Source organism: Blautia sp. AM23-13AC, assembly GCF_003435675.1.
In the GTDB taxonomy this organism is placed as follows: Bacteria; Bacillota; Clostridia; order Lachnospirales; family Lachnospiraceae; genus Fusicatenibacter; species Fusicatenibacter saccharivorans.
The window spans coordinates 44,634-57,750 of record NZ_QTUL01000004.1; the positions used below are offsets into that span (position 1 = coordinate 44,634).

At 51.8% G+C, this 13,117-nt stretch carries 10 protein-coding genes; all 10 read right to left on the minus strand.

Annotated features, from left to right (window positions below):
* The 10 genes from sigE to DW642_RS06365 all read right to left on the minus strand — a co-directional run bounded on the left by sigE (position 1) and on the right by DW642_RS06365 (position 13,091).
* Complete coding sequence (gene sigE, locus DW642_RS06320) at positions 1-699, minus strand: RNA polymerase sporulation sigma factor SigE (RefSeq protein ID WP_330377007.1); 699 nt, start codon at positions 697-699, stop codon at positions 1-3.
* Between the two features lie 42 nt (positions 700-741).
* Positions 742-1,605: a sigma-E processing peptidase SpoIIGA gene (locus DW642_RS06325; RefSeq protein WP_158554986.1), complete on the minus strand. Its 864-nt coding sequence runs from the start codon at positions 1,603-1,605 to the stop codon at positions 742-744.
* Positions 1,606-1,794: 189 nt separating this feature from the next.
* Positions 1,795-2,976, minus strand: coding sequence for a cell division protein FtsZ (ftsZ, locus tag DW642_RS06330; RefSeq protein ID WP_055219889.1), 1,182 nt, complete (start codon positions 2,974-2,976; stop codon positions 1,795-1,797).
* A gap of 185 nt (positions 2,977-3,161) precedes the next feature.
* Positions 3,162-4,079, minus strand: a complete 918-nt coding sequence (locus DW642_RS06335) for a cell division protein FtsQ/DivIB (protein ID WP_117509639.1) — start codon at positions 4,077-4,079, stop codon at positions 3,162-3,164.
* A complete protein-coding gene (gene murA, locus DW642_RS06340; protein WP_117509640.1) occupies positions 4,076-5,341 on the minus strand; it encodes a UDP-N-acetylglucosamine 1-carboxyvinyltransferase in 1,266 nt (421 codons plus the stop codon). The genes DW642_RS06335 and murA overlap by 4 nt, the downstream gene beginning before the upstream one ends.
* 84 nt (positions 5,342-5,425) lie before the next feature.
* Positions 5,426-6,508 (minus strand): FtsW/RodA/SpoVE family cell cycle protein, encoded by a 1,083-nt coding sequence (locus tag DW642_RS06345; protein ID WP_117509641.1) that lies wholly within the window; start codon positions 6,506-6,508, stop codon positions 5,426-5,428.
* A gap of 128 nt (positions 6,509-6,636) precedes the next feature.
* Complete coding sequence (murD, locus tag DW642_RS06350; protein ID WP_117509642.1) at positions 6,637-8,004, minus strand: UDP-N-acetylmuramoyl-L-alanine--D-glutamate ligase; 1,368 nt, start codon at positions 8,002-8,004, stop codon at positions 6,637-6,639.
* A gap of 19 nt (positions 8,005-8,023) precedes the next feature.
* A complete protein-coding gene (mraY, locus tag DW642_RS06355; protein WP_117509643.1) occupies positions 8,024-8,980 on the minus strand; it encodes a phospho-N-acetylmuramoyl-pentapeptide-transferase in 957 nt (318 codons plus the stop codon).
* Between the two features lie 240 nt (positions 8,981-9,220).
* A complete protein-coding gene (locus DW642_RS06360; protein ID WP_117509644.1) occupies positions 9,221-10,954 on the minus strand; it encodes a peptidoglycan D,D-transpeptidase FtsI family protein in 1,734 nt (577 codons plus the stop codon).
* Between the two features lie 82 nt (positions 10,955-11,036).
* Positions 11,037-13,091 carry a peptidoglycan D,D-transpeptidase FtsI family protein gene (locus tag DW642_RS06365; protein WP_117509645.1) on the minus strand — a complete coding sequence of 685 codons (2,055 nt, stop codon included), beginning with the start codon at positions 13,089-13,091 and terminating at the stop codon, positions 11,037-11,039.
* Between the last annotated feature and the right edge of the window lie 26 nt (positions 13,092-13,117).

A 13,117-nucleotide genomic window follows, 5' to 3' on the forward strand; every position in this document is an offset into this window, starting at 1 on the left:
CTATTCATACCGCGCAATCTCTTTCCGCAGCCGTTTCATAATCCGTTTTTCCAGCCGCGAAATATACGACTGTGAAATTCCAAGAAGATCCGCGACTTCTTTCTGCGTTTTCTCCCGCCCCTCTGGCATATTGATGCCAAACCGGAGTTTCACGATCACCTGCTCCCGCTCAGAGAGCTTGCTGATTGCGCTTCCCAGCACGCGGTGTTCCGCCTCCTGCTCGAGCCCCTGATAGATCACATCCTCCTCCGTTCCGAGGATATCCGACAAAAGAAGCTCATTTCCATCCCAGTCTACATTGAGCGGCTCATCGATCGAGACCTCCATCCGTGTCTTGTTATTTCTCCGCAGATACATCAGAATCTCGTTCTCAATGCACCGGGACGCGTACGTGGCAAGCTTGATCTTTTTTTCCGGATTGAACGTGTTAATTGCCTTGATGAGGCCGATGGTTCCAATCGAAATCAGATCCTCCACACCAACTCCTGTATTATCAAATTTCTGTGCAATGTAGACGACGAGACGCAGGTTGTGTTCGATCAGCTCGCTCCTTGCCGTCTCGTTTTCCGGATCGGAAAGCCCCGCAATCGCATCGGCCTCCTCCTGTCCTTCCAAAGGCGCCGGGAGAACATCTGTGCCCCCGATATAAAAAATTTCTCCTGTCTGACGAAATACAGCCGGCACGGACCGCGGCAGCATACGAAGCCGGAATCCGTTTGGCAGTGCAGCCTGCAGCATACTTCATTCCTCCTGTCCTTCCATGAGATCTGGATGCAAAATTATTTCATAGCCCCTGGGAGATGAACTATTTTCTCCGCCAAGCGCAATCAGCGGTCCGCTTATGTGCCTGGCTGTATGTTCTGTCACAAGAATCATTTCCGAGATCCGGATCACCGGCAGAAAGCCCCGGCCTTCCAGTCCGCGAAACGGTATGTAACGGGGCTGCAGCGCAAGAAGCCGTTCCGGCTCCGGCACCGTCTCGTGCCTTGCAAGCGCCGCAATCCCTGTCCGCATTTCGTCCGGGAACAATTCGAGTATCACAGTGTACGGTACGACCGAGACCGGCTTTTTGGTTGTGGCATCCCGCAAAGTATTGCCCGTGTCGTACAGTCCTTTTACTTTTTTCCATTTCCCATTCTGCACAAGCTGTACCGTAACCTGCCTGGCGTGTTCCAGGAGCATCTCCTTTCGGATCTTCAGCAGGAGGAGTGTTCCCGCATATGCGGCACTCCCGGAAAGAAGAAAAAGAAAAATTCCCCTTCCCGGCATCAGCTCCCGGAACAGGCGGTATGCACTGCCGATCAGAAAACCGGACAGTATATAGCCTGCCATTCCCACCACAAGATCCCGTACTGTCGTGATTCTGCAGCCAGATTTCACCATCCCTGTTGTAATTCCGATTCCGACCAGGGCGAGCAGCGCACCCGGCAGATACCGTGCAAACACGGCATACAGCACCGCATAACCGGCGCCGAGCGCGGCTGCCGCAAAACTCCTTCTTCGCGTGGCAGATCGTTTCAGAAGAAAGGAGGAAAGGCGCAGAATAGTATAATTCAGCAGAAGATTCTCTGCAAAGAGAAGATCCAGAAAGATCTCATAGTGCAAAAAAACACCCCCTGCGCCTTTTGCATGGTCTGAATTTCTAACAGACCCTATTATAGACGGAAGGGGGTGAATTTTTTGTCGTTTTCGGAAGAATGACCTTCTTTTTTGATCAACAAACTTCGACACGCCGCAACATTTTCGGTCTGCGGCGTGTCGAGGTAAATTCGTTATTTGCTTATTATTCTTTGCTTATCTGCGGTTTCTTAAGAAATCCGGGATCTGGATGTCCTTTTTCGGAACATTGCTTGTCATGGTCTGCTGAGCCTGTACCTGCGGCTGCACCTGAACCTGTGGCTGCGGCTGTACCGGAGCGGAAGCTTTCGGAGCAGTGTGTACCGGAGCGGCTGCCTGTGCAGAGAAGCTGCTGCTGGAAAATGCGCTCTTTCTTGCATCTGCCGGCTCTTTGCGGGATACGCTTGCCTGTTTCGCCGTTGCATCGTTGAGGCCTGTTGCGATAACGGTGATCTTCGCTGTATCGGTAACAGAATCATCATACATAGCACCGAAGATGATGTTTGCATCCTCTCCAGCCAGATTCTGTACGTAACTTGCAGCATCATTTGCATCCATAAGGGAGATATCTCCGGAAATGTTGATGATAACGTGGCTTGCACCCTCGATGGTGGTCTCAAGCAGCGGACTGGAAACAGCCTGCTGTACAGCCTCGAGCGCTTTGTCGTCGCCCTTTGCCTCGCCGATACCGATGTGGGCGATACCCTTGTCGGTCATAACGGTCTGAACATCTGCGAAGTCGAGGTTGATGAGTGCCGGCAGGTTGATCAGGTCTGTGATGCCCTGTACGGCCTGCTGCAGAACCTCGTCTGCTTTCTTTAATGCCTCCGGCATGGTTGTCCGGCGGTCTACGATTTCAAGAAGTTTGTCGTTCGGGATCACGATCAGGGTATCTACGTTTTCCTCGAGTTTTTCGATTCCCATCAGCGCATTGCTCATACGGGTTCTTGCCTCGAATTTGAACGGTTTTGTTACAACGCCGACAGTCAGAATGCCCATTTCTTTTGCAACGCCTGCTACAACCGGTGCTGCACCTGTTCCGGTTCCGCCGCCCATACCGCAGGTGACGAATACCATATCAGCGCCTTCCATGATCTGTTTGAGCTCTTCGATGCTCTCCTCGGCTGCTTTCTCTCCAACCTCAGGTTTTGCTCCTGCGCCCAGTCCCTTGGTCAGCTTCTCGCCGATCTGGAGAATGGTAGGTGCCTTACAGAGGGTCAGCGCCTGTTTATCGGTGTTGATTCCAACGAATTCAACGCCGCCGATGGATTCCTCCACCATTCTATTTACAGCATTATTTCCTGCACCACCTACACCGATTACGATAATCTTTGCAGATGATTCTGCCTCATTTGTCATGATCTCTAACAATTTCAACTTCCTCCTTTTGATTATGAACTGCTGTCTATCTCAAAATAGTCTGATATTCTGATGGTCATACATAAAGATATAATATAATTTCTTCGGAAAATAATCAACTGTTTTTTTCGTATTTCATAAAAAATTCAGGATTATTGCGTTTTTTTGACGGCTTTCCTTTCCTCTTATACATCTTTCGAGAAGACAAAGCTGCTGTCGCCGTCCTTGTAATCCTCCATATGGAGTTCTCCGGAAAGACCGGAAAGGCTCGGCAGGATTGCTGCTACGCGCGTCATCTTTTCTTCTAACGCCGTATCGGTTCCAAGCAGAATCCGCACGGTATCATAGTAATGCAGAATAATTTCGCTGTTCTCATTAAATTCCACACTGTCCGGCGTGATATTGTATTTCTCCGTCATTCTCGTAAGTGCGAGCATGGTGCGGAAAACTGCCGGTTTTTCAACCGGGAGCTGCTCGTTCACGGTCACATAGTCAAACGTAAGTCCTGTTACAAGCGGAACATCGGAAAGGGTAGGCTGAAAGTCTGTCGTTGTCACACGTGCACTTTTAATCGTATCCGCCGAGAGCGCACCGTCGGACGTACTGCTTTCGGATGCAAGCGGCTCACTCGTAAGGGATCCATCCGCACTCGTTCCATCGGAGGCAGTTCCGTCGGAAGACTCACCCTCCGCAGGTGTTTCCTGCTCCTCGTCCACGCACTCCAGCACGATGCCGTTCTTGTCAAAATAGACCTTCTGGCCTTCGTACTCGACATAACCGACCACTTTTTTCTCATTTACCTGGATGCAGATGGTGTCATAGCTTACAAACGTAAACTCCACGGAGTTCATAAAAGGAATATCGCTCATATCAACCTTCGAATGAAACGTCGTAAGAAGCACCGTGTTTTTCATCCACTTGTCGCCCGCGACCATCTCTTTGATTTCATCTTTTGTATACCGGGTGTTCCCCGCCACCTGGATATTGCGGATTTTGAACACATTAAAAAACAAGGCACCTGCAAGGCCGACGCCAAGCACCACCCCGGTCAGAATCCGTATTTTTCTGTTTTTCTTCTTTTTTCTGTTTTTTTTCTGTCTCATATTTCTTTTTCTACGATAATCTTGGCTCCGAGTTCCCGGAGCGTTTCTGGAAACCGTTCATACCCCCGCTCAATCAGTTCTGTCTGCCGGATTGTGGAAAATCCTTCTGCGGCAAGCGCCGCCGATACGAGTGCCGCGCCGCCCCGAAGATCCTGGGAAACAACTTCTGCACCGTGCAGACGGCTTTTTTCGGCCATCAGCCATTTTCCGTAGATCTGCAGCGTACCGCCCATTTTCTGCAGCTCCTCTGCCGTCCGGAGGCGGTCCTCAAATACATTTTCACAGATACAGCTCTTTCCTTCCAGCGTCATCGCTGCCGCCAGATACAGCGACTGCAGATCCGTCGGAAAACCGGGATATTCCTCTGTCTCCACGTACGGAACAGCATGCTGCACGTTTTTGCTGTCTGCTACCAGTGTACCACTCTTCCTTGTATATTGTCCACCTATTTTCTGATAGAGGGACAGAACCGCCCCCATTTCGTCCAGCGGCGCGCCGGAAAGCGTCAGGTGCCCCCGCGTCGCCGCGCCCATCAGAAGATACGTCCCTGCCGCGATCCGGTCACCCGGAACACGATACCGGCAGCCGGACAGCAGTCTCTTTCCCCGCCTTCCGTAAACGGTAATCTGCTCCGTCCCCTCGCCGGTAATCTCCGCTCCCATGGCCTTAAGAAACCGGCAGAGATGAACCACTTCCGGCTCCCGCGCACAGTGCTCCAGCCTTGTTGCACCTTCCGCTCCGACAGCAAAAAGAACCGCATTTTCCGTCGCCCCGACGCTCTTTTTCGGAAAGCAGAGCACGGCTCCTTTCGGATGATCTGCCTTTGCCCGAATGGTGCCGTCCTCCTCGAAGACCTCGGCTCCCAGAAGCTCCATTGCCCTCTGATGCAGGTCCGTCGGCCGCTTTCCGATCCGGCAGCCGCCGGCCCCTGCAAGGTATGCCTCCCCTGTCCTTGCAAGAAGACTTCCCAGAAACAAAAGAGAGGCGCGCAGTCTCTTCGAAAGCGCTCCCTCCACACGGCTTTTTTCGATCTTTTCACAGTTCAGGTGGAGCGCATTCCTCTCCCACCAGACTGTTCCGCCAAGGCTTCTTACAATCTCCGCCATATCCTCCACATCGGAAATCTTCGGGCAGCCTTCCAGCACGACCTCCTCTTTTGTCAGAACCGCCGCCGCGATCATGGGAAGAACGGCATTTTTGGAACCCTGGACTGTTACCGTTCCGCAAAGCCGCCTTCCGCCGAGAATCTGATATACTCCCACCTGTTCTCTCCCATCCGGCCTCTCTTTTTACGGTATGCATTACACTCCCGTTTTGTTCCCGTTCTGCAGCGCTTTTCCGCCTTTTTAATCGGTGTCCCTCGAGACCGACAGGGCAAGCCCCATCTCGCCGAGCAGAAACAGCACGGAGGTGCCGCCGTAACTGATAAAAGGCAGCGTAATGCCGGTATTCGGAATCGTATTTGTCACAACCGCGATGTTCAGGATCACCTGAAGCGCAATATGCCCCATAATTCCGCCCGCAATCAGTGCTCCGCCAAGATCCCGCGCATGGATCGAAATGACCATCAAGCGCCAGATCAGCACCGCAAACACGGCGATCACCAGGCAGGCGCCGAACAGTCCGCCCTCCTCACAGATAATCGAAAAGATCATATCATTCTGCGCTTCCGGCACAAAGCCAAGCTTCTGCAGGCCTTTTCCAAGCCCGCAGCCAAAGATTCTCCCGCTGCCGATCGCATAGAGTCCCTGAATGGTCTGGAACCCCTTCTCGTACGCCTCCGGGTTGCGCCAGATGGCAAGGCGTTCAAGGCGGTAGCTCTCCATCATTAGAAAAACGGCAATAAACCCGATGCCGGCGCCTCCGATTCCGAGAAACGGCAGGTAGCCCGGATGTGAAATAAAGATCAGAAACGCACAGATTCCGAGCAAAATAATCGCCGTACTTAAGTTATTGCTTCCGACAAGCGCTGCAATCGGCAGAGTGCACAGCACCGCCTTTGTCATAAACCAGAGACTGTCGGACCGGCCTTTCGTGTGCTCCATCACCCAGGGCAGGAAGAGAATCACCGCCATCTTGGCAAATTCCGAGGGCTGGAACGATAAGGGGCCAAGCTTTAACCACCGCTTCGAGCCATTGTACTCACTTCCGAAAAAGAGCACCGCCGTTGAGAGCGCAAGGGAAGCCGCATAAAACCACGGTGCCAGTGCAAACAGCCGCCGGTAATCTATTTTTGCAACCGCATACATACCGATCACACCGAGCGCACTTGCAAAGAGCTGCTTCTTGAAATAATAAGCCGGGTCATGGAATCTGACCCGGCCGTTATACGCGCTGGCGCTGTACAGAATCACAAGTCCAAGGCCAAGCAGAATCCATACCGTCACCAGCAGCGTCCCATCTATTTTTTTCTCTTTTTCCTTCCGCATCCGCGCCACACCCGCCGTTCGCTCTTTTTCAGCTTATGCGGGATAGTTTCCTGATATGACGTTTTTAGTTACAGTTCTTACGCAGTAAAACAGCAAGTGTTTTACTGCTGAGTGAACAGTAACCATTTTTACAGTGCTCTTACGTACTCCTTAAACAGCTCACCGCGCTGCTCATAGCTCTTAAACTGATCCCAGCTTGCGCAGGCCGGGGAAAGAAGAACCGCATCCCCTGCATTTGCCTTGTCGTGGCAGATCTGTACGGCTTCTTTTAAGTTGTCTGCCATGATAATGTCGTTGAATCCGACGCTTCTTGCCGCTTTTGCGATCTTCTCTTTCGTATCTCCGATCAAAACCAGGAAACGTACCTTTCCATCGAATGCCTGAATCCACTCTTCGTAGGTGGACTGCTTGTCGTAGCCGCCGCCGATCAGCAGAGTCGGGCGGTTCATCGCCTGGATGCCTTTGATGGCCGCATCCGGATTCGTTCCCTTGGAATCGTTGTAATATGCCACGCCGTCCTTCTCGCAGACATACTCGATGCGGTGCTCTACCCCTGCAAACTCCTGAATGACTTTGCGGACAGTTTCCATCGGCACGCCTGCATGAAGTGCCATTGCAGAAGCAACCATGACGTTTTCAAAATTATGTAAGCCAAGCAGTTTTAAGTCGTCGGTTCTGGTCAGAAGCTCCGTCTCGCCGTTCTTTGCAATGCGGATTTCGCCGTCCTGATAATAGATGCCGTCCTTTAACGCACGCAGACTCGAGAAGTACATCACCTGTACTTTCTTCTCTGCCATCAGTTTTTCGCCGAACGGGCGCAGGATTTCGTCCTCATAATTCAGCACACAGAGATCATCCATCGTCTGATTTTCGGTGATACACTCTTTCACGCGGATATACTCTTCCATCGTGTGATGGCGGTTCAGATGATCCTCGGTAATGTTTGTGATCGCACTTGCCGCCGGATGGAACTCTTTGATGGTTTCCAGCTGGAAGCTGCTGATCTCGGCAACCGTTACGGTATCATCTGTCGTGTCGAGTGCTGCGGATGTGTACGGGGTTCCGATGTTTCCGACCACTTTTACTTCCGGCTGATATGCTTTCATGATCTCGCCGAGCAGCGATGTTGTGGTGGTCTTTCCGTTAGTACCGGTAATCGCAAGCACTTTTCCGCGGCTTACCTGATACGCCAGCTCCACTTCACCGATGACCGGGATCTCTTTTTCTTTCATTTTAAGGACAACCGGCAGATCCGTCGGAACGCCCGGGCTTAAAACGACAAGATCAAGGCTGTCGAGCATCTCCTCCGGGAGCTCGCCTAAGACAACTTCCACGCTGTCACGGCTCTCTAATTTTTTTAAGATTTCTTCTTTTTCGAGTTTGTCATTTCCATCGTAAAGAACGACAGAAGCACCTTTCTTGTGCAGCAGCTCCTCCGCTGCAATTCCACTCTTTCCGGTTCCGAAAACCAGTACTTTTTTTCCTGCGAAAATCATGTTTGATTACCTCCATATTTTAAAGCCCCATCAATGCGATCAGGCATAGTATCGCTGTGATTGTAGCAAACACCGTCACAATCTGTGTCTCCGACCAGCCCATCAGCTCGAAATGGTGATGGATCGGCGTCATCTTGAAGATCCGTTTTCCCTTCGTCAGTTTGAAGAATGACACCTGCAGGATCACAGAGAGAATCTCCATCATATAAATGAATCCCACAAGCGGCAGAAATAAGGGGAGACGTAAGAAACACGCCATTCCCGAGACGAAACCGCCGAGTGCCAGACTTCCTGTATCGCCCATAAAGACGCGGGCAGGAAATACATTGAATACCAGAAACCCCAGCAGACTCCCGATAACCGCAAGCGGGGACGGGGAAACACCGTTTCCGAGGCCGATCGATGCCACGGAAAAGAAAACAGCATTTAAAATCGTCACACTCGCCGCCAGCCCGTCAAGGCCGTCGGTAAAGTTGACACCGTTGACCGTTCCAAGAATCACAAAGGCGAGAAACGGAATCGTAAAAATCCCTGCGTCCAGCTCTTTGCCTGGAAAGAACGGAATGCGCATCCGGAGGGAAATTCCGGAAAAACGCGCCAAATACCACAGAAAGACTGCTGTAATCACTGCCTGCAGTGCCATTTTCTGCTTCGGGTACAGCCCGTCGCTGCGGTGCAGCACGACTTTCAGATAGTCATCGAGAAAGCCGATCAGGCCAAAACCAAGCGTCAGAAACAGCACCGGAACCACTTCCGCTCCCTCTTTCCGGAAAAGGAGGGAAACTGCGGTAAACGCCGCCAGAAACATCACGCCGCCCATCGTCGGGGTTCCCGCTTTTTTCTGGTGGCTCGGCACACCCTCTTCCCGCTCCTTCTGCCCCGCTTTGACTTTTCGCAGAAACGGGATCAGAACCGGCCCCAGCGCCAGGCTGATGCCAAAGGAAAGAAGAACCGGCAGGATCATTTCTCTTTTCATAGACGCACCTCTTCCTTTTTGTACGGATTGTGTACGGAACAGGCATGTCAAAATATTTTCTCCAGCCTATTCAGTATATAGCTTTTTGTTCTGTTTCGCAACCTTCTTTTATAATCCAAGTTACGGTTCGCTCAGCAGTGAAACACTTGCTGTTTCGCTGCGTAAGAAAGTGATTCAGGTGTGAGCAGCCCTCCTTTTGCGAAGCAAAACTTTAAATGAGGGCTGCGAAGGACACAATTCTCAGGTTTCCTGAGAATTGTGCCCAATACCGAGATACGGAAGTACATTGGAAAAGATATCGCGGATCACCGGCGCGCAGATCGTTCCGCCGTAGTAGACGCCCTGCGGATTGCGGATAATGCAAAGCCCCAGCACCGTCGGATGCTCCGCCGGGGTGAAGCCGAGGAATGAGGAAATATAGCGGTTGGCGCTCCGCGGAAGTGTCTGCGAAGTTGCCGTCTTTCCGCCGATGGAATATCCCTCGATGTACGCATTCTTTCCAGACCCTTCTGAAACGACGCTTTCCAGAATTTCGCGCACCGTCCTGGAAGTTTCTTCCGAAAGAACCCCTTCTTTTTTCGGAAAATTCAGATGCTTTACAACATTTCTTTCTTCATCGAGCACATCCGTTGCGACATGCGGCGTCACCATTTTTCCGCCGTTGACGAGCGCAGAGACCGTCGCCGCCAGGCGGATCGGCGTGATCTGGAAGGACTGGCCGAATGCCATCGTCGCAAGCTCAACCTCTCCGATGTTTTCCTCCTTGTGCATAATCGTCGATGCCTCGCCCGGCAGATCGATCCCCGTCTTTTCCATCAGACCGAAATTCCGGAAGTAATCACAGAACTTTTCCACACCGAGCCGCAGCCCCACTTCAATGAACACCGGGTTGCACGAGTTCTGCGCGCCCTGCACGAAGTTTTCGGCTCCGTGTCCCGTCCGCTTGTGGCAGTGGATCCGGCGGTCCTCCACGATTTTGTAGCCGGGACAGAAAAACGAATCGTTCGGCGACACAACGCCCTCCGAAAGTCCCGCCGACATCGTGATGATCTTAAAGGTAGATCCCGGCTCGTACGTATCGTTGATGCAGGCATTCCGCCACATCTGGTTCAGCAGATCCTGAATTTCTTTTTCCGAAAGTCCCGTTGTATCCTGCTGCAGCGTGAACGGATCGTTGAGGTCGAACTCCGGCACATTGACACAGGCATAGATTTCTCCGTTCTGCGGATTCATAAGAAGAATCGAGACGCTGTCCGCCTGTTTTTCTGCCATCGCCTTTTCCGCCGCCTGCTGGCAGTACGCCTGGATATTGACATCCAGGCTGACCTTTAAGTCCCTTCCCGCCACCGGCTCCTGGCGGCTCTCCCCGATGCCGTTCTGCTCAATCCCGCGCGCATCCGTTGTCGTCAGGATTTTTCCGTTGATTCCTTTTAAAATTTCCTCATATTCCACCTCCAGTCCGATGATGCCCTGATTATCGCCTCCGGTGAAGCCGATAACGCGCGACGCCAGCTTCCCTTTGGGGTAATACCGCTTGAAATCCTCATCCACTTTTACCCCCGCGTATCCGTACGACCGGATGGTATCACCCGTCTTCTTGTCCACATTCGTCTTGACACGCTCGATTGAAGACCGCTTCTCCACGCGTTTCCGCGCCGTCTCCTCCGAAATTCCAAGCTCTTTTACCAGCATCGCGATCACCGCCTCCGGCTCCTCAATCTGGCTGTGGATCACGGAAATCGTACAGACCGTGCGGTTTGCCGCGAGAACTTCCCCGTTTGCATCAAGAATCCGGCCGCGCGCCGCCTTGATCCCGCGCTCCCGCTCGTGCAGATCATCCGCCTTCTCGGAATAATAGACGGACCGGAACACACACAGATACACCAGCCGCCCGGCAAGTCCGACCATCATTCCCATGCAGAGTACCCACAGAAGAACCGTCTTTTTCCGGTGATACGTTTTGTTTTTACGCATAGAATACCCCATAGCCGAATCCATTATGATAACACTATATGGAAACTGCTATGGGGTTATGTCTTTTGTTTTTTATGTTTTTTTACTCTTCATTGATGAGATCCAGCTCGGCGTTTGTCAGACCGCCGTTCTCGATATTACTGTTTTCAGCACTGTTTTCCGTATCGTCTTCCTGTACCGGTGCCGCTACGTTTGGATCATCCGTTCCGGTCTCGGAGCCTTCGCCCGTCACACCGTCCGTATCATCCGGGAATACGTTCAAATACGGCAGCAGTTCTGTGTAGATCTCTTTTACGATCTCCTGTGCCAGCACACTGTTCGCCTGATTTTCTACATCCGGCTCGTCCACAATCGCGTAAACAACAGCTTTCGGGTTTTCTACCGGTGCAAATCCGATAAAGGAAACGAGATATTTTCCATTGCCTCGCGGATACTTCTGTGCAGTACCTGTTTTTCCTCCCATCGTGTAACTGGCAACCTTTGCACTCTGGCCGCTTCCATCGGTCACGACTCCCTGGAGGAAACTTCTCATTTTATCGCTGATTTCCGCGGAAACCGTCTGACGCACCAGATTCGGCTCATTGCTCTCAACAACAGCTCCTGTGCTGTCCGTGATCGTCTTCATCACATGCGGCTGGTAATAATTGCCTCCGTTGATCAGAGAGGAAAACGCAGCTGCCTGCTGTACCATCGTCACGGTATAGCCCTGTCCGAATGTACTCGTTGCAAGCTCGGTCGGTCCCATAGTATCCTCCGTGTGAACCAGGCCGTACGCCTCACCCGGCAGGTCAATTCCTGTCAGACTGCCGAAACCGAAAATATCCTGATAGCGGAGAAATTCCGCTGCTCCCATCTTCTGTCCGATCTGCATCATACCAGCGTTGCAGGAGTTTTTCAGTACATCGGCCGGTGTCTGTACGCCATGTGTTCCCGGATAAGCTCCGCAGCGGATCATCTGCCCTGCAATCGTCTCAAACCCCTCACAGTCAAACAGGGTATCATCATCGATTACATCGAGGGAATATGCCGCCGCCACGTTCATCGGTTTTGCCGTGGAACCTGGCTCATATGCATCGGAAATACAGTAGTTTTTCCAGATGGCACTCAAAGCCTCCATTGTCTCGTTATCGTTCATCGCATCAATTTCTTCCTGCGAATAGAACGGTGTCAGATCTCTTGGATTGTTCAGGTCATACCAGTCGGAAGAATCCATACCAAGAATCTCTCCATTGTTCGGATCCATCACGACAACGCCGATATTCTTTGCCGCTTTTGTCTGACGGTTCGTCTCAGTGTCCGATTCGTCCGCGCCGTTCTGGACATGAATCCGCTCATTGTAATTCTCGATCGCCGTGCGGATGATCTTCTGAATATTTACATCAATCGTCGTAACCACGTTTTTGCCCGGCTGCGCCTCGATGATCGTCTGTTCCATATCCGCATCTTCGTTGTAATAGCCGAACTGGCGGCCATTCACGCCATTTAAGATACTGGAATAATACCCTTCGATTCCCCAGTCTGCCGTGTCTCCTGAATACGTAAAGCCGATCAGATCGCAGGCAAGTGAATTTAACGGATACGTTCTGTGGTAGGATTCCTCGAACCAGACGCCGCGGATGTTGGCACGGTATGCTTTTTCCGCCTGCTCGTTCTCATCGAGCTCCTTGTTCTTTTTGTCCGCGTACTCGTCCACATAGGCCTCAAACGCTTTTTTCGCGTCCATCGAGACCTCTCTGGCGAGAACCTGGTACTGGCTTTCTTTTGTCGTTTCGCCGGTCAGACGATCCCGGATATCCGTCTCGTCGAGTCCGAAGTATTCAACCAGTGCTGCTACGGTCGGATCGACGTACGGATGGGTATCGTTCTTTTCTTCATCTTTTACCGTCGTATTGGCAAGTTTACAGTCGAGAATAACGTTGTAAACCTTCTCACTCGTTGCCAGAATCGTTCCGTTCCGGTCGGTAATACTTCCCCGCTGGAATGGAATTGTCCTGCTGTCGTAGGACTGCTGCGTCTGGCTTAAAACCTGTCTTTCGTATTTTTCTCCCTTTGTGGCATTCACATACGTAATGTCAATCGCTAAAGCAACAAAAACCAGCATCACTCCCAAAAAGAGTGCTACCAGTTTTCTGCTCATACGCCCACTTGTCTTCCGTCTCCGGA